This window comes from Nonomuraea sp. B19D2 (genome assembly GCF_040137845.1).
Taxonomy (GTDB): domain Bacteria; phylum Actinomycetota; class Actinomycetes; order Streptosporangiales; family Streptosporangiaceae; genus Nonomuraea.
In genome coordinates this window covers 24,703-41,014 of record NZ_JBEFAK010000020.1, presented here as the reverse complement: position 1 = coordinate 41,014, position 16,312 = coordinate 24,703, and the positions used below count along the sequence as shown (strand labels likewise).

General features: G+C 69.4%; 22 protein-coding genes. 9 read left to right on the top strand and 13 right to left on the bottom strand.

The features are described 5' to 3' along the window. Positions 1-16: 16 nt before the first annotated feature. The 6 genes from ABN273_RS31965 to ABN273_RS31940 all read right to left on the bottom strand — a co-directional run bounded on the left by ABN273_RS31965 (position 17) and on the right by ABN273_RS31940 (position 4,167). Positions 17-1,210, bottom strand: coding sequence for a cytochrome P450 (locus ABN273_RS31965; RefSeq protein ID WP_349452791.1), 1,194 nt, complete (start codon positions 1,208-1,210; stop codon positions 17-19). 151 nt (positions 1,211-1,361) lie between these two features. Then, complete coding sequence (locus tag ABN273_RS31960) at positions 1,362-1,931, bottom strand: serine hydrolase domain-containing protein (RefSeq protein ID WP_349452790.1); 570 nt, start codon at positions 1,929-1,931, stop codon at positions 1,362-1,364. 92 nt (positions 1,932-2,023) lie between these two features. Beyond that, positions 2,024-2,644, bottom strand: a complete 621-nt coding sequence (locus tag ABN273_RS31955; RefSeq protein ID WP_349452789.1) for a hypothetical protein — start codon at positions 2,642-2,644, stop codon at positions 2,024-2,026. A gap of 115 nt (positions 2,645-2,759) precedes the next feature. Further along, entirely contained in the window at positions 2,760-3,194 is a 435-nt protein-coding gene (locus ABN273_RS31950; protein ID WP_349452788.1) for a VOC family protein, read from the bottom strand. Between the two features lie 119 nt (positions 3,195-3,313). After that, complete coding sequence (locus ABN273_RS31945; RefSeq protein ID WP_349452787.1) at positions 3,314-3,868, bottom strand: YciI family protein; 555 nt, start codon at positions 3,866-3,868, stop codon at positions 3,314-3,316. 53 nt (positions 3,869-3,921) lie between these two features. Beyond that, complete coding sequence (locus tag ABN273_RS31940; RefSeq protein ID WP_349452786.1) at positions 3,922-4,167, bottom strand: MarR family winged helix-turn-helix transcriptional regulator; 246 nt, start codon at positions 4,165-4,167, stop codon at positions 3,922-3,924. A gap of 95 nt (positions 4,168-4,262) precedes the next feature. Here ABN273_RS31940 and ABN273_RS31935 point away from each other — a divergent pair, with 95 nt between their 5' ends. Further along, positions 4,263-4,841 carry a TetR/AcrR family transcriptional regulator gene (locus ABN273_RS31935; protein WP_349452785.1) on the top strand — a complete coding sequence of 193 codons (579 nt, stop codon included), beginning with the start codon at positions 4,263-4,265 and terminating at the stop codon, positions 4,839-4,841. Between the two features lie 96 nt (positions 4,842-4,937). Here the strand turns inward: ABN273_RS31935 and ABN273_RS31930 are convergent, their stop codons facing one another. Further along, positions 4,938-5,534, bottom strand: a complete 597-nt coding sequence (locus ABN273_RS31930) for a helix-turn-helix domain-containing protein (RefSeq protein ID WP_349452784.1) — start codon at positions 5,532-5,534, stop codon at positions 4,938-4,940. A 93-nt stretch (positions 5,535-5,627) separates the two neighbouring features. On the opposite strand from ABN273_RS31930, the gene ABN273_RS31925 reads away from it, so the two are divergent. The 4 genes from ABN273_RS31925 to ABN273_RS31910 are packed head-to-tail and all read left to right on the top strand — an operon-like array spanning position 5,628 to position 7,636. Beyond that, on the top strand, positions 5,628-6,605 hold the full coding sequence (locus ABN273_RS31925; protein WP_502911167.1) for an NAD(P)/FAD-dependent oxidoreductase: 978 nt from the start codon (positions 5,628-5,630) through the stop codon (positions 6,603-6,605). A 43-nt stretch (positions 6,606-6,648) separates the two neighbouring features. Continuing rightward, a complete protein-coding gene (locus ABN273_RS31920) occupies positions 6,649-6,807 on the top strand; it encodes a thioredoxin domain-containing protein (RefSeq protein ID WP_349452782.1) in 159 nt (52 codons plus the stop codon). Further along, the gene (locus ABN273_RS31915) at positions 6,804-7,076 is read left to right on the top strand and encodes a hypothetical protein (RefSeq protein ID WP_349452781.1); all 273 of its coding nucleotides are present in this window, start codon (positions 6,804-6,806) and stop codon (positions 7,074-7,076) included. Before ABN273_RS31920 ends, ABN273_RS31915 begins: the two co-directional genes overlap by 4 nt. Beyond that, positions 7,019-7,636, top strand: a complete 618-nt coding sequence (locus tag ABN273_RS31910) for an MFS transporter (protein WP_502911166.1) — start codon at positions 7,019-7,021, stop codon at positions 7,634-7,636. Before ABN273_RS31915 ends, ABN273_RS31910 begins: the two co-directional genes overlap by 58 nt. 19 nt (positions 7,637-7,655) lie before the next feature. Here ABN273_RS31910 and ABN273_RS31905 read toward each other — a convergent pair whose 3' ends face one another. The 4 genes from ABN273_RS31905 to ABN273_RS31890 all read right to left on the bottom strand — a co-directional run bounded on the left by ABN273_RS31905 (position 7,656) and on the right by ABN273_RS31890 (position 10,160). Beyond that, a complete protein-coding gene (locus ABN273_RS31905; RefSeq protein ID WP_349452779.1) occupies positions 7,656-7,811 on the bottom strand; it encodes a hypothetical protein in 156 nt (51 codons plus the stop codon). Positions 7,812-8,015: 204 nt separating this feature from the next. Further along, the gene (locus tag ABN273_RS31900; protein ID WP_349452778.1) at positions 8,016-9,398 is read right to left on the bottom strand and encodes a WD40 repeat domain-containing protein; all 1,383 of its coding nucleotides are present in this window, start codon (positions 9,396-9,398) and stop codon (positions 8,016-8,018) included. Between the two features lie 115 nt (positions 9,399-9,513). After that, positions 9,514-9,969 (bottom strand): nuclear transport factor 2 family protein, encoded by a 456-nt coding sequence (locus ABN273_RS31895; protein ID WP_349452777.1) that lies wholly within the window; start codon positions 9,967-9,969, stop codon positions 9,514-9,516. Further along, positions 9,966-10,160 carry a nuclear transport factor 2 family protein gene (locus ABN273_RS31890; protein WP_349452776.1) on the bottom strand — a complete coding sequence of 65 codons (195 nt, stop codon included), beginning with the start codon at positions 10,158-10,160 and terminating at the stop codon, positions 9,966-9,968. The genes ABN273_RS31895 and ABN273_RS31890 overlap by 4 nt, the downstream gene beginning before the upstream one ends. Before the next feature lie 225 nt (positions 10,161-10,385). Here ABN273_RS31890 and ABN273_RS31885 point away from each other — a divergent pair, with 225 nt between their 5' ends. Both ABN273_RS31885 and ABN273_RS31880 read left to right on the top strand, forming a co-directional pair. Further along, positions 10,386-11,903, top strand: coding sequence for an N-acyl homoserine lactonase family protein (locus ABN273_RS31885; RefSeq protein ID WP_349452775.1), 1,518 nt, complete (start codon positions 10,386-10,388; stop codon positions 11,901-11,903). Beyond that, positions 11,900-12,556 (top strand): TetR/AcrR family transcriptional regulator, encoded by a 657-nt coding sequence (locus ABN273_RS31880; RefSeq protein ID WP_349452774.1) that lies wholly within the window; start codon positions 11,900-11,902, stop codon positions 12,554-12,556. Before ABN273_RS31885 ends, ABN273_RS31880 begins: the two co-directional genes overlap by 4 nt. Before the next feature lie 90 nt (positions 12,557-12,646). Here ABN273_RS31880 and ABN273_RS31875 read toward each other — a convergent pair whose 3' ends face one another. Continuing rightward, positions 12,647-13,837 (bottom strand): alpha/beta hydrolase family protein, encoded by a 1,191-nt coding sequence (locus ABN273_RS31875; protein WP_349452773.1) that lies wholly within the window; start codon positions 13,835-13,837, stop codon positions 12,647-12,649. A gap of 236 nt (positions 13,838-14,073) precedes the next feature. Between ABN273_RS31875 and ABN273_RS31870 the strand changes: the two genes are divergently transcribed. Then, positions 14,074-14,556 carry an RICIN domain-containing protein gene (locus ABN273_RS31870; RefSeq protein WP_349452772.1) on the top strand — a complete coding sequence of 161 codons (483 nt, stop codon included), beginning with the start codon at positions 14,074-14,076 and terminating at the stop codon, positions 14,554-14,556. A gap of 117 nt (positions 14,557-14,673) precedes the next feature. After that, entirely contained in the window at positions 14,674-15,687 is a 1,014-nt protein-coding gene (locus ABN273_RS31865; protein WP_349452771.1) for an ArsR/SmtB family transcription factor, read from the top strand. Positions 15,688-15,702: 15 nt separating this feature from the next. Here the strand turns inward: ABN273_RS31865 and ABN273_RS31860 are convergent, their stop codons facing one another. Next, positions 15,703-16,230: an ArsR/SmtB family transcription factor gene (locus ABN273_RS31860; protein ID WP_349452770.1), complete on the bottom strand. Its 528-nt coding sequence runs from the start codon at positions 16,228-16,230 to the stop codon at positions 15,703-15,705. Between the last annotated feature and the right edge of the window lie 82 nt (positions 16,231-16,312).

Below are 16,312 nucleotides of genomic sequence, written 5' to 3'. Positions count from 1 at the left end.
AACCCCAACCGGCTGGCTACCAGGTCACCGGCAACCGGTGTACGCCGTAGACCAGCATGTCCGACCGCATGGGCACTTCCTCGGCAGGCACCGCCAGGCGCAGCCCCGGCAGTCGGTCGAGCAGTGCCGGCAGGGCGATGCGCATCTCGTTGCGGGCGAGCTGCTGGCCCAGGCACTGGTGGATGCCGTGTCCGAACGTCAGGTGGCCGGTCGCGTCCCGGGTGATGTCCATGATCCCGGGATCGGCGAACCGCAGCGGGTCCCGGTTGGCGGCGGGCAGGGAGACCGTCACCGTCTCACCCGCCTTGATCGTGTGACCGTCGAGCTCCACGTCCTCCAGCGCCGTCCGTACCATGAAGTCGACCACTGTGAGATAGCGCAGCAGTTCTTCCACCGCGCCCGGCACCAGTGCGGGGTCCCGGCGCAGCGCGGCGAGCTGGTCGGGGCTGCCGAGCAGGGTGAACGTGCCCAGGGCGAGCATGTTGGCCGTCGTCTCGTGCCCGGCCACGAGCAGCAGCATGGCCACGCCGGCCAGCTCCTCCTCGGTGAGCTCCCCGCCGGACGTCAGGCCGCTGATCAGGTCGTCGCCCGGTCGGGCCCGCTTGTCGGCCACCAGAGCGCGCACGTACGCGTTCAGCTCGTTCATCGCCTGCTGCTTCTGCTCAGTGCTGACATCTAACGCCACGAGCGTCGCCGACTGCCGCCGGAAGCTCTCGCGGTCGGCGTACGGGACGCCGAGCAGCTCGCAGATCACCAGGCCGGGGATCGGCAGCGCGAAGTCGCGCACCAGCTCGGCGGGCGGGCCGGTACGCAGCATCGCGTCGAGCGTGGAGGCCGTGATCTCGGCGATCCGCGGTTCCAGCACCTTCATGCGGCGCACAGTGAACTGGCCGGTCAGCAGCCTGCGGTAGCGGGTGTGCTCGGGCGGGTCCAGGCGTACGAAGAACGCGGGCGGCCGGCGCATGGCCAGGTGCCGCCCGATCTGCGGCGTCGTCGGATGGTGGAGCTCGGGCCTGGTGCTGAAGCGGCCGTCGCCCATCACGGCACGGGCCGCCGCGTAGCCGGTCACCAGCCAGCCGAGGTGGCCGTCGGCGTACCGCAACCTGCGGACCGGGGCCTCCGCACGCCACTTCTCCAGCTCTTGCGGCGGATCGAGGGGGCGCTGACGCCGGGTAGGCATGGTGACCGGAGGGGACGCGGCATCGCTCATGTCGAACTCCTCGTGGATCGCTTCTGGTCGCTGCCACTCGTCCCACCAACATCCATCACCGGAGGCGGCCCAGCAATGGCAACGGCCAGGGGAATGCCTCTGCTCGTGCCGCCGCCTTCCGGGCTGAGCCGGGCTGCTTGAGGTGTCGTGTTCAGCTGATTGCCTGGTAGGCGGTGGTCCAGAAGTCGCGGTGCAGGCGCGGTGTGTGGGCCGAGTCCATCGCGCTCTGGGTCAGCAGGATGCCTGTGAGGTCTTCGGCCGGGTCGGCGTAGGCGGTGGTGCCCAGCCCGCCGTCCCAGCCGAACTGTCCCGGCGAGGCTAGGTCGCGGCGGTGGGTACGGACCGCCATGCCGAAGCCGTACCCGCCGTGCCGGCCGAAGTGGTCGCCGAATGCGTCCTTGTCGATCTTCTGCCCCGGTGTCAGGTGGTCCGTCGTCATGAGTTCGACCGAGGGCCGGGACAGGATCCGCTCGCTGCCCAGGGTTCCCTTGTTGAGCAGCATCCGGTAGAACGCGTGGTAGTCGTCCACGGTCGAGGTCAGCCCGTCGCCGCCTGCCTGGAACAGCGGTGGCCTGCTGTACTTCCCGCCGGTGGCCTCGTCCCATACCACCAGTTCGCCGGTCTCGGGGTGGTGCGCGTAGCTGGTCGGCAGGCGGTGGATCTGGTCGGCGGGCACGTGGAAGCCGGTGCCCTTCATGTCCCAGCTGGTGACCTTCGACATGGCCCAACATCCTTTCGCGTATGACGTTCTCGCTATGCGAACACCGTACTCATAGCGGAACGATGTGCGCAACCGTTGGACTCTTACCGTGGTCAGCGCACCAGGAGAAGGGCCAGCAACCCCACCCCGAGCACCAGGTCCAACACCCCGCACCACTCGGCGAACGACCGCGCGACAATCTTGTTCGCCCGCCAATGCATGGCATCCCACGCAGCGTGACCCAGCAGCCCGATCGCCACGAGATAACCCGCAACCGTGGCGGGAACGGAGAGCACCACCAGGCCGAACGCCATGAAGGCGAGCGCGCCCGGGGACTGCAGCGCGTACAGGCGAGGCCTGCGTAACCGGTCGTTGAGCAGGCCCACCGCGGCGAGGGCGACCACGACGACGGCCAGCGCGGGCCACGGGTCGATGTCCAGCGTGCGCAGGACCACAACCGTCGCCATTGCCGCGACCGCGACCACCCACGTGATGCGCGGTCTGTCGACCACGGCGAGAAACAGGTAGCCCGTAGCGGGCAGGACGAACAGGATCATGTACTCCAGGCCGTCGCCGACGTCGGCAAGGCTGATGGCCGCGCAGGTGAGCGCCAGCCAGGTCGGCCAGCGCCGGCCTACCGCGAGCGCCGCACGTAGCCACCAGGGCTTTCCTGCGACGTCGCCGTCGCCCGTCGGGTCTGTGGCCGCGCCCGGGGCGCGGGAAGGTGGAATCATGGCCAAACTGTGAACCCCACCCGTTCGGCACACCATCATCGCGGCGCGACAGGTCCGAAATTGTGGGATCTCGGTCCTTCAGGCCTAGGTTGGGCGATGAGCCGGCCAAAGATCGCTAGAGGCTGCCGAAATCAGGAAGGGTGATCGAACCGTCCTTGGCGAGGGGGATCCCGGGGTTGTGCGCGATCTCCCAGGCGTGGCCGTCCGGATCGACGAAGGCGCCGGCGTAGAACCCGATGACGTTGATGGTCGCGGGCTTGGTGACGGTCCCACCAGCCCGCTCCACTGCCGCGAGCAGAGCGTCAACCTCCGCATCGGACCGGACGTTGTGTGCCAGGGCGATCCCGCCGAAACCGACCGCCGGGCCGGGCTCCAGGCCGCAGTCCTTCGCCAGCTTGTCGCGGCCCCACAGGATCAGCCCCAGGCTCCCGGCCTGGAAGAAGACGGTCTCCTCGACTTCTTGCCCCTGCCAGCCCAGGGCCTCGTAAAAGCCCTTGGCGCGAGCGAGATCGGAGACCCCCAGCGTTACCAGAGTAATTCGCTGTTCCATGCGATCACGCTACTCCGGGTGGTAATGGCCGACCATGCCGCTAACCGTGGGCGTCGCGGTCCTTTCGCCGCCAGATCGAGAAGCACGTCTGCGTCTTGAGTTCTGACGTCCTCAGGTCATCACCGCCGCCCGCCGAACTCCCAGGTGTGCACCTCGATGTCGGCGTACCGGTCCGGGGTCAGGATGGCACGTGCCGTGTCCGGGTCCGGCGCCCGGAGCAGCGCCGCCGTGCCAAGCCAGGTGGCGCCGTCGTCGGACGACAGTGGCCCGTAGGCGATCAGCCCGTCCGTGTCGGGCGGCACGGCGAGGTCGGCGGCCGGCCCCGTGCCGAGGCCGAGCACCAGGTACCGGTTGCCGCCGGTCCGGCCGCCGGGGAAATCCCACATGGTGCGCCCCAGCGTGTTGCGCCATCGTCGCAGCAGCACGTCCCGGTACACGCCGGCCTGGTAGTTAGGCTCGTCGAAGGCGAACGCACGGGCGGCGACGGGATCGGGTAGGTCGACGATGTGCACGCTGCCGGTGGGTGTCTCGCCGTCGCCGGCGAAGGTCGGACCCCGGGCGATCATCTCCTTGGCGTACCGGTCCATGTAGGACCAATGCTCCTCCAACAGCTCGTCGCGCAGCGGTACGGAGCCAGGCCGGTCGCGGTGGTAGCAGAAGAACTCCATGCCCATAGTCTCCACCCACCCCACCGAGACGTAGATCAGCGAGGGTCGCCGACGCCGGCCTACAGGAGTTTGGCGAGGATCGTGCTCAGCTGGCCGCGCTCGTCGTCGGTGAGAGCGTGGAAGGTGTCCTCGAGGAAGGCTGGGATCGAGGACTGGGCCGCGGCGAGGCGTTGCCGGCCTGAGTCGGTGATGGTGACGGCGTAGGAGCGGCGGTCGTGGGGGTTGCGCTCCCTGCGGACCTGGCCTGCCCCATCGGCACCGACTTCAAGCCCGCTCCCCGCATCCCGCGGGAGGAGGTCCTGCACTGGGACCGGTGGTGAGCGCCCCGCCCTGACCCTGGGCGGAGGCCCGGCAGGCAAGTATCGATACCACCAGTAGCGCAATAGGTTAATGTGTGGGCATGACCCGAGCGACCGCCTCCGCCAGACCGCCCGGTCGCCCGCGCTCCGGCGTCAACGCCGTGGTCTTCGCCGCGACGCTGAGTACGGTCCACGAGCTCGGGTATGCGCGTGCCACCGTCGACCGCATCGCCGCCGCGGCCGGCGTCGCGAAGACGACGATCTACCGTCGCTGGCCGTCGAAGGGCGCGCTGATCGTGGACTGCCTCCTTGACGCGTTCGGTCCGGTGCCGCTGGAGGGCGCCAGTCGGGCCGAGCTCATGTCCTCGGCCATCCACTGGATCGCGGCGAAGATCGGCGAGCCCGGGGTAGGCGACGCGTTCGCAGGCGTGTTCAGTGACGCCGTCAGCGATCCGACCCTGCGCGCGGTCCTGTCCACGCGGTTGCAGGACCCGTACCGGCTCGCGCTCCAGGATGCGCTCGGCGAGCCGGAGAACCGGGTCCTGCTCTTCATCGACGTCGTCGTCGGAACCTTGCTCCACCGGATGGGCATGACCGGCGAGCCGATGGTCGACGCCGACGTCGACGCGCTGGTCGAGATGGTTGTGTCGCGCTTCGGTGACGGCGCCGGTACGACCTAGACCTGTTGTCCATCTGGCGATCAGCTCCGGCGGCCAAGCTCGCGCGGTGCAAGCGGCTCCTCAGGTTGTGGGTCGGGGGCGTGATCGGTGTCCTGGTCAGGCGGATTCCTGCCGGGCGCGGGGCTTGGCGCGCACGTGCATGCGTTCGCCCTGGCGGCCGAAGAGGTTGAGGACCTCGACGGGAGTGTCGCCCGCGGGACCGAACCAGTGCGGCAGGCGGGTGTCGAACTCGGCGGCCTCGCCCGGTCCCATGATCAGGTCGTGGTCGGCCACGATGAGCCGCACGCGTCCGGACAGGACGTACATCCACTCGTAGCCCTCGTGCGTGATCGGCTGAGGCTGGTTCTGCTCGGCAGGGATGAACGACTTCCACGCCTGCAGGGGTCCCGGCTGGGTGGTCAAGGGAAGTACGGTCCGCCCGTTGCGGACGAGGGGCTTGCAGCGGATGCGCGGGTCGCCGACCTCCGGCGCGCCGACCAGCTCGTCCAGCGGCACCTGGTGCGCCTGCGCGATCGGCAGCAGGAGCTCCAGGCTGGGGCGGCGCTGGCCTGACTCCAGCCGCGAGAGCGTGCTCTTGGAGATGCCGGTGGCCTCGGCCAGTGCCGACAGGGTCACGCCACGCTGGGTGCGTATGCGCCTGAGGCGAGTGCCGACCTGAGCCAGCGTGGCGCTTATCGAGGATGGCTGCTCCATGGGTTCCATTCCACCCCCGCTGTTCCAGAAATGGCAACAGAAGTTGTCACCGGCTTCCGGCGGGACGCACCATCGGGGCCGGAGGTGATCGTCATGATCAAGGCGATGAACAGCCATGACGCCGACGCGCGGCCTGCGGTCGACGGGAGCCACGACGTGGTGGTGGTCGGCGCGGGAGCAGCCGGTCTGAACGCCGCCCTGCTTCTGGGGCGCGCGCGGCGCAAGGTGGTCGTCATCGACGCCGGGGAGCCGCGCAACGCCCCGGCCGCGCACATGCACGGCTTCCTGTCCCGCGACGGCCTACCACCGGCCACCCTGCTGGAGCTCGGACGGGCCGAGATCGCTAGGTACGGCGTGCGCCTGGTCCGGGGCCGCGTGGCGGAGATCGACCACGGCTTCTCCGTCCGCCTGGAGGGCGGCCCGGTGCTCGGCGCCCGCCGTGTTCTGGTCGCCACCGGCCTGCGCGACGAACTGCCCGACATCCCCGGGGTACGCGAGCGGTGGGGCAAGGACGTGCTGCACTGCCCCTACTGCCACGGCTACGAGGTCGGCGACCAGCCGCTCGCCGTACTCGGCACGCATCCGGGAGCCGTGCACCAGGCCCTGCTCCTGCGCCAGTGGAGCGACGACGTGGTCTTCCTCTCGCACACCCTCGACCTGACGGCGGAGGACCGGGAGCGCCTGGAGGGGCGCGGTCTGCGCATCGTCGAGGGAGAGATCGACCACCTCGTCGTCGAGAGAGGCCGGCTGCGCGGCATCGAGCTCGCCGGCGGCCGCGTGCTTCCCCGCACCGCCGCTTTCCTCTTCCCGCGCATGGTGCCGCACGACGAGCTGCTGACCCGCCTGGGCTGCGCCAAGGACGACAGCGGCTGGATCGCCGCCGACCGCACGGGCCGTACCAGCGTCCCGGGGGTCTGGGCGGCCGGGAACGTCATAGACCCGCGTGCCCAGGTCGTCACCGCCGCCGGGATGGGATCGGCCGCCGCTTTCGCCGTCAACGCCGACCTGGTGGACGAGGACGTCCGCCACGCCGTCGAGCAGCGCCGCGCCTCAGCCGCCGCGAGCAGGTAGCCGGCCGGCAGCACACCATCTCACTCGCAAAGGAGACTCACTCATGCCCACGCACGCTCCGGGCTCGCTGGACAGCGTCGCCGAGCAGACCTTCGCCGAGCGCGTCATCCAGGGGAAACGGCCCGTTCAGAGCCGGTTCTGGGCCGCCTGGTGCCGTCCGTGTCCGACCCTCATGCCGCGTGACGGGGGTGTGGACCGGTGAGCGCCGAGGCCGCGACCAGGCAGGCACCGGTGGCCCGAGGCAGGCTGCCTCTGGGGGTCTACCTGCTGTCCTTCAGTCTGTTCTCGATGGGCAGCGCGGAGTTCCTGCTCGCCGGGGTCCTGCCGGCCGTCGCCGAAGACCTGGGGATCGCGCTGTCCTCCGCCGGAGCGCTGATCTCGGCGTTCGCCGCCGGCGTCGTCGTCGGCGGGCGCTGCCCGCCACGAGCGCGCGCGGCGAGCCGAGCGTGCGGAGCGAGCTTCACACGATAAGGCGGCCCCAGCTGTGGGTGGTCTACGCCGTCACCGTGCTGAGCACCGCCGCCTACATGATCTCGTTCAACTACCTGGCGGCGTTCCTGACCGACGTCACCCGCATACCCGGGGTCTGGGTTCCGGCGATCCTGACCCTGTTCGGCGTCGGCGCCTTCATCGGCCTGTCCATCGGAGGCAGGATCGCCGACAGGTTGCCCGCCCACGCGCTGCTGGCCGGGGCGCTCGGGATCGCGGCCTGTTCCGTCCTGCTGGCCGTACTCGCCCGGCACGCGTCGGCCGTCGTCCCACTGGTCCTGCTTCTCGGCGTCGCCGGATTCGTGCTGAACCCGGCCGTCTACGGGCGCGTGTTCGCCATCGCGTCCCAGGCGCCCACGCTCGCCGGGGCCACCACCGTCTCCGCCTTCCAGCTCGGCATCAGCCTGGTTCCCGTGCTGGCCGGCGCCGCGCTCGATGCCGGAGCAGAGATCACCGCCATCCCGTGGCTCGGTGCGGGCCTGGCCGCGGCCACGACTGTGCCCGTCCTGCTCGACTGGATGTTGTCGCGTCGGCGGGATTGAGAGCATCGAAGCAGGAAGCTCATGGGGCGGTGGCGCGGATGAACGCCTCGGCGAATGCCCGCGTGACGGCACTGCCATCGGGCCGATCATGAGCTGGATGAGGAGCGGCAGGGTTGAGCATCCGGGCGGCCGTGCCGTCGGGGCGGGTGAACAGGTCGCCGAAGACGGCGTTCATGCTGGTCGGCGAGCAGTGCGCGGCCACCGCGACGGCTTCCAGCGTGACCGTGGCGAGCCGGTCGCGGGCGAACAGCGTGGCCGCGGACTCTATGGCCCGCTCCCGGACCGGCGGGCGCCCGCCGGGGTCGATCCCGGCGTGCCGGACCGTTCGTCCAGCCGGGTCCGTGACCCGCCGAGCCTTCTGATCGCTTTCCCGGTACGGCTACTCGACCGCGAAGGGAGGCTGGCTCGGGCCCATACGGTAGACCATGAGCTGCGACCTGCCGCTGAACGACCGGCCCTCCGCGGTGGGCTCCACGGTGACCGCGAGCCACCGGCCGTCCGGTGACCAGGCCATGGCCTCGACCCAGGTCGTGAGCTGCCGGCCCATGATGATCTTCATGTCGGAGGTCCGCCACACGCAGAGCTCGTGCGGCCGTCTGTCGTCGTGGAGGCCCAGGTAGGGCAGCTTGCGGCTGAAGCTGCCGACCGCCAGATAGGCGCCCTCCGGGCTGGCGGCGAGCTGGAAGAGGCGTTTGGATGCCTTCATGACCTTGTCCACGACCTGACCGGTCGCCGGGTCGAGGACGTAGAGGTTCTCCTGCGCCCCGAGGAACAGGCGGCTGCCGTCACCCGCGAAGGACTCGCACTGGATCGGGTCCCAGCTGCCGCCCGCGACCGAGGACGGGATGGGCGGACGGCCGGGAGCGCAGATGTCGGACCCGCCGTCGCTGTTGCCGTAGTTGCCGGTCCAGTAGCCGCCGTCGCGTGAGCGTACGCGGCCGGGCTGGAACGGGGCTTCGACCTCGGCGCGGGCGTCCACGTCGTAGGCCCACTGCGTCCGGTCGTCGTCGTCCGGTTCCGAGCAGTAGTTCTTGAGAGTGATGACGGGTTCGCCGGGCACCCACGCCATCAGGGGCACGAGCCACTCCTCCTCCGTCGAGAGGTGGACGACCTGCGACCAGTCGGCGGTGTCGTACACCCAGACCCGGCCCTTGTCGCTGCACACCCCCAGGTACCGGCCGTCGTCGGAGAACTCCGCCCCGTTGACGTGGTCGTACTCGACGTCTCCGGTCGTCACGTCGAACGGGCTCACCGTGACGACCGGATCGCTGAGGTCCGGGATGTGCGGCGCGTCCTCGGCGGTCCACATGTCCGCGTTGTACGGGTACGCCGTCGTCCCCCAGGCTTCGCCCTCGCGGAACGACTCGATCCAGCGCCGGTCGGTGACGTACACGTCGTAGTCGAACTGGACCAGCAGGTCCTCGTCCTGCCAGGCGCCGCCACGCTCGTAGTAGAAGTCGTGCAGGTCCTTCCACTGCTCCGGGGCGGGGGGATGGTTGCGGGTGGCGAGACGTTCGACGCGTGAGACGAAGCGCCGGGTGTTGGCGTCGGCCCACGCGCCGTCGAGGCGCGTTTTGACGTCGATCAGGTCATGGAGGGGTCCGCGCTCCCAGAGGAGGGAGAAGAAGAAGCTGGGATCGTCCGGTTCGGGACCGTACGTCTGGCTGGCGGTGTCGTAGTAGACGACGAAGATCCGGAACCTGATCCGGAGCTCGTCGGGATCGACGGCCAGGACGCGCGCGCCATAGATATCGGTCGACATCGTTGTCTTCCTCGGGGGAGCTTGATCGGCAGAACGCGTCAGATGATCGCACAGGCCGAGGACATTTCCCCGGGAATCGGTCAGGGGCCCGCCGTCACCGCAAAGGTGATCTTGTTCATGCGTACTCCAAAGTGGCTCTGGTGATCAATCCGTCGGTGATGTCGAAGTGGTAGTTGGCGCGGAAGTCGCCCACGCCGCCGGGCTGGAAGCGGACCAGCATGGTGACCCCGCCCGCGCGAGGCGTGTGGTCCAGCAGGGTGTAGACGCCGCCGATCACCTCGCCCGCGGCCCACTGCCGGATGGCGTCCCGGCCGCGGATCTCGCGGCCGACGTCGATGACCAGGCCGTCCGGGGCGAAGGCGGCGGCCAGTGCGTCGGCGTCCTCGGCCGCCACCGCGTTCAGGTAGCGCTGGGCGGCCGGGTCCAGAGGACCGCGCGAGGCAGTCGGCGAGGGCAGGGGCTGGACGGCGTCGGTGGCGACCGCGCGCAGGAAGTCGCTGCCGCCCAGGGCGATCCCACCACCGATGACCAGTACGGCTGCCGCGGCGCCGACGATGGCGAGCGTCCTCATCGGGTGCCGTCACTCCAGACGGCGGTCAGCGCCATGCCGCTGATCCGCCTCCCGGCAGCGGTCCTGGTCAGGTCGGAGCGGTAGGCGCCGCCCAGCGTCCACAAGGTGTCGTCGGCCTTGCGGCGGTGGGTGGCCTGGAAGGAGGCGGTGCACACCGCGGTGTCACCGTCGAGGGTGTCGAATCGGTTCATACGCTCAGCATGTCCGCGCCGGCCGTGGGCGCGGGAGACGGAGAGGTTGCATACCGAGGTGCAGGAACCTGCACCCGGGGCCCACAGCCGGCCGCGCCCTTTTGCCGGAAGCGCGGCCTGGGAGCGGGTGGCGGCGATCGCCGTCACCCCCGGTCGAGCAGGCGCCTCCGCGCTCGCTCTATTATGTAAACGCATCCGTTAGCGTTTACGAAATGAGGTGGCCGGGTGCTGAAGATCCTCGGCAAGATCGGGTTACTCGTTCCCCCGCTCGCGGTGGGCGCTGCCTGGTTGGTTGTCCTGCGGTTGAAGGACGTGCCGGTGCCGCTGTTGGTGGCCTATGGGCTGCTGCTGGCCGGATCGGTGGTCGGGCTGCTGTGGCCTGGTGTGCTCGGCCGGCGAGCCACACGGCGCCGGGTGCTGGCGTTCCTCGGGGTTCCGGTCGGCCTGGGCACGCTGGGGCTCTACCTCGGGGTCGTCTACTACGTCACGGACCTGCCGGTGCTGCTCGCGCTGGCTGCCGCGGCATGCCTGGCGTGGACGGTTGCCGTCCTCCTGCGTGGACGCCGGGCGGCGGGCGGCGGTGCCTGGCAGACCAGACGAGCCTTCCTGGCGGGCGGCGCGGGCCTGGCGCTGGGCGTACTGAGCGGACTCTCCGTCGACCAGGTCGAACGGCGACGCCGCGAGGTGCTGGCGCGCGGCGAGCAGCAGCGGCAAGCGGCCGTGCGCGCTCCGGGCGGGCGGCGGCGGATCGCCGACGGCGCCGTGCGGGTGTTCCCGATCCACACCGGCGACACCGTTGTCACCTACGGCCAGTTCTACGGCGGTCTGGACGGCTGGGAAGGGCTGAACGGCTACGTACGCACCCTCGTCGGCAAGGCGCAGATCGCGGTGCCGGTCCACGCCTACCTCATCGACCACCCCCGGCACGGCCTCATGCTGGTCGACACCGGCGTCAACTGGGAACAGGCCCACGATCACGACGGGTACTACGACATGACCTCCCGCCTGCTGACCGAGCGCGACGAGTACCGGATGAGCCCTGGACAGGATCTGCGAGTCCACCTGGCCCGGCTCGGCTACGACGCCAAGGAGATCAGCACCGTGTTCCTCACCCACGTCCACGACGACCACGCGGGCGGGCTGCGCTACCTGCCCCAGGCGACTGTGGTGATGGACCGCCGCGACTGGGAGCATGGCGTGTCCTACCCGCACTCCTTCGCCCTGGTCAAGGACAATTTCTCCTTCCCGGCCTTCGACTCCGGTGCCTTCGGCGCCTTCCCTGCCAGCCAGGACCACTTCGGTGATGGCAGCGTCATCCTGCTGCCCACCCCCGGCCACTCGCCCGGCCACATGTGTGTGCTGCTGCGCCTGGACGCCGGAAGCGTGCTGTTCCTGGGCGACACCCTCTACACGCTGCCCCACCTGGCCGTCGACCAGGTACGCCAGATGACCATCGGCGGCGCCGACACGATCCACCAGATCGAGGCTGCCCGGCGCGTCCAGAACCTCCTGGCCTCCGACCCGCGCACCGTGCCGCTGTTCGCCCACGACAACACCCGCTACCATTCCGACCTGGTCGCCTCCGCGTTCGCCCAGGGGGTGCTCGGGGAGGACGGGGTGCGGGAGCTGCGTACACACATGGAGGCCGTCCTCACCCCCGACTGGCGGCTGCGGCCCGGGCACACCCCCCGCTTCGTTCCGCCTGCGTCCGGCACGAGATTGGGTTCGGTGGACTTCCGATGACCTCGACACGACGCACCCGAGGCAGACCGCGCGACCCCGAGGCCGACGAGACGATCATGAAGGCGGCGCTGGAGCTGTTCGTGGAGCGCGGCCTGGAGGGCGCGAACATCGAGCAGATCGCCAAGCGCGCCGGCGTGGCCAAGGTGACCGTCTACCGGCGCTGGTCCTCGAAGGAGGAGCTCCTCACCCAGGCGATCGAGCAGGCCCGCACCCTCGTCCCCGAGGCCGACATCTGGGCCACCACCGACGCCACGGCGCAGCCGGTCGACGAGCGGCTCATGCACTCCTGGATCGACACCCTCGGCGACGCCCGGTTCCGGGCGATCCTCGCCCAGCTCATCGGCTCCAGCGTCACCCAGCCGTCGCTGCTGGCCACCTACCGCGAGCAGTACATCCGGCCCCGACGCGAGGTGATCCACGCCGCGCTGGAACGCGCCCGCCGCGACGGCCGGCTGGCCGCCGACGCCGACCTCGACACCGTGATCGACATGGTCGTGGGCGCGGCGATGTACCGCATGCTCATCGGGCCGGCCGACCCCGCCGCCACACGCCAGTACCTGGAAGCCGTCCTCCACCAGGCCGACCGCCTGCTGCGCCCTGACGCGCACCACCGACCCGAAGACCACCAGGAAGAGGGACACGGACCCGCATGACCGGATACATCGACGTCCGGCAGCACATGATCCCCGCCGGGCTACGCGCGGATGTCAAATTAGAAGTGTGTCGAATCAGTGTGCACCTGCCTAGGGATTCTGGAAGGCCACCTCCGGATTGGCGGTGGACGGACCGTTCAGCAGCGGCTGATGCTTGCCGCGTAGGTGCTGGTCGAAGAAGGCGCCCACATAGGCCGTGGTGATCTCGCCCGATCGCTTTCCTGAGAGCGGGGCGGAGGGGTCGGTCATTCCAGCCTGTCCGCCTAGGATCGGCAGGTCGATGAAGGTGAAGTGACCGGCGTCGGCGACTGTCAGCCAGCGCTTCCAGCCGTCCAGGCGCTGCCAGGCCAGCGGCCAGCTCGCGTCGGTGGAGTCAGGCGAGTGCTGAGCCTTGGTGCCGAGCATGAGGAAGGGCCGCTTGCCGAGCCCGGACTGTGGTACCGGTGCGAAGAACGTGCCATCGAGGTTCACACCGGCACGGACGCGACGGTCGGCCGCCATGACGCCGGCGGCGGCGTTGCCGCCCAGAGAGTGGCCGGCGGCGCCGATCCGGCTCGGGTCGATCATCTTCCAGTGCTTCCAGCTGGGCGAGTGGCCGGCGGCGTGGGTCAGCTCGTCCACCACGAAGGAGATGTCGGCTCCGCGGCCGGCCGCGGCCCTGCCCATCAGTTTCTTCTCCGCCGCATCTGACGGGGCTTTCTCGATCGTGTCGCAGGCGACGCAGGTCAGCGTACGGCCGCCGGGGAAGGTGGTGCCGAACGACTCGTACGCGTGATCCACGAGTGCGACGACGTAGCCCTTCGAGGCCAGTTCCTCGGCGAGCGTCGTCAGCGTGGCGCGGTTGAGCGTGAAGCCGGGCGAGAGCACCACGAGGGGATGCTTGCCGCCGATGGGGCGGGAGCCGACGCGGGCGTTCACGCGGACGCCGGAAAGCTGCTCGGCTTTGAACCTGCTGTCGAGCTTCACCCCTTTGAGGAGGAGCCGGGCCTCGTCGACGGTCATGTATGCGGCGGCCCGGCCGCCGGTTGCCGCTGGGTAGTACATCGACACCATCAGCTCTCGCCCGCCCGCGGCCGGCACCCACGGGTCGCGGCGCGTCTTGTCGATGAGGTGCAGGGTGTCGCGCCCCACCGCGTACTGCCCGGTGGGGCGGGGGATCGAAGGCTCCTGGTCAGCGCCTTCCGCAAAGGCTGGAAGCGAGGTCGAGGCTGTCGTCGCGCCCCATAGAGGCAGTGTCAGAGCAAGAAGGGCGGCCGCGACTCCACGGCGAGATCTGGTCATGGGCAGGAGCGTAAGGAGGAGCTCACTGTGGCCGACACTCTCGAAAGACCCGTTCGCCTCCTTACTTTCGTAAGGGCCGCCCGGATCGCAACGCGATCAACGTTCAATCGACGGGGGCCGGGTCGCGTGGCTGTGAGCTGGGTGTTTCGGGTTCGGCCGAAACACGGTGACCGGCGGGAACGGCGTGTTGTGAACTGGCCTGGACTGATCGCCGACACCAAGGAAGGCATCCTTCGATGATCGAACATGGCAGGCGCATCGCCATCGCCGCGGTGGCGGCCGGACTCGCCCTGGCCGCGGGCTCCGCCACCGCCGGTGCCACTCCGTCCTCGGCAGCCGCGACCGTGAAATTCCGCAATCAGGGCAGCAACCACTGTCTCGACAGCAACTCCGGCGGAGACGTCTACTCCATCGCGTGCAACGCCGGCGACTACCAGCGATGGATCATCGAGCCTGGCATCAAACCAGGCTGGTATTTCCTGAGGAACAAGAAGACCGGCCGTTACCTGGAAAAGCGAGGTCTCGGCCCCAACGAAGTAGTGACCAGGCCCAAGAGCCCGAAGTTCGTCAACCAGAACTGGCTGATAGAAAACAATACGATTCGCAGCGCGACGAACAAGAACCCCACGCTCTACGACGAGAAGGGGACGAAGGACATTCGTGTGACCCGTGGTTCTGTGAACCCGCCGGCGTACGGGAAGTGGTCTCAAATCGGCTGACGGATCATCGGCACAGGTGGGTGGACCCGCGCGCGGAGCCACCCACCCGAACGACAAGCCAAGCACGCACAACATCGTGTTGACCTATCTGCTAACCGGCTGGGTGAGTCTGTCCCCATGGCCATGGGGACCTTGAAGATCGTGTTCACTGCCGAGGATCTCGCCCGCGTCCGGATCGCCCCCCGCCCTGACCCGATGTGGGAGATGGTGCTGAGCCTGCACCTCCTCCAAGCCCGAGGTAGCAGCACCGCGATGACCGCCTGGCGCCGGCAGGTCCGCGACAACCTCGCCGAGATCGGCCTGCTCGCCCAGGTGCGGAACGTGCTGATCCCCCTTGCCCCGTCGGGGCCCTACTTCCCGGACTTCCTCACTCCCGCCGAAGCCCAAATGGGCCTCGAGCAGGGCGTCGATGCCCTTGCCACGACTCCGCGGCGGCGGATCCGCCACGAGCTGAACCTCGTACAGACTTACTACGGCCTGCCGCCCGGGCTGGACGGCCTCGCCCGCGGCGACCCGCGCGCCATCCGCGACCTCGGCCGGTTGGCGGCCGGCTACTGCCAGGCGGCGTTCGCCCCCCACATGCAGCAAATGGAACACGCCCTGGGCCAGGAGCGCTCCGCCCTGGCCCGGTACCTCGCCGACGACGGCGTGGAGCAGATGCTCGACCATCTGCCCCCGATGATGCGCTGGAGGCCGCCGATCCTGGAGGCCGACTATCCCTCGCGGGCCGCGCAGAACTCCCGGGAGATCCACCTTCGCGGACGGGGTCTGACGCTCATCCCCTCTTACTTCTGCCGGACCACGCCTGTCGCGCTGGTCGACCAGGGGCTCCCTCCCGTCCTGGTCTATCCCGCCCGGCGATGGAGCCCGTCGCCGACCACCGTCAAAGAACCCCTGGTGGAGTTGCTCGGCCGGACCCGTGCTGAGCTGTTCCGCTGCATCGTGGCCACGCCGGACTGCACCACGACGGAACTCGCCCGGCGGACCGGGGCGTCCCTGGCCAGCGCCAGCAAGCATGCCCAGGTGCTGCGGCAGGCGGGGCTGATCGCCAGCACTCGCCAGGCCAACCTGATGCTGCATCAGGTGACCCCGCTCGGCATTGAGCTCCTTCGCGCGCAATCGTCACGTTAAGGGGGAACGGCGCGATCAGGCCCTGCCAGTGGGTTGATCGGGGAGTGTCGGGATGTCTGCCCGATACAGGCTGAGCAGCAAGCCGTACGGCATCGCCGCCGGTTGTCTCTGGGGCCGTTCCGCCAGGATCTCCTTCAGCCGCTCCACCAGCGCGCCGGCCTGATCCGGGGTGAGCCAGAGGTGGTGCAGCGAAGTGGACTCGACCTCCCCGTCGCGTGGCGGCGTCATCTCCGCCAGCGCGGCGTTCATCAGGAACTCCGGCCATTCTGTGGAGTCGGACTCCGGCTTGAAAGCGCCGCTGACCAGGCCGAAGTATTGCTGAGTGCCGCCGCGGACGTGCCGGGTGTCCACCACGCGCACCAGGCCCGCGTCCTGGAGCACCTTGACGTGGTACGCGATCGTGCCCTTGACCGCGCCCATCACCTCGGCCAGCTCCGCCAGCGTGGCCGGCCGCTGGCGCAGCACGTTGACCATCCGGTGCCTGACCGGGTGGCCGAGCGCCTTGAAATGGGCAGGGGTGCTGAGTACGAAAGCGTCTCCCACGAAGCCAAGTGTCTAGAATTTTCAACACTTTGACAAACGGCGCTGCCGTACGAGAAAGTGTCGACGCTACTCGACACTTAAG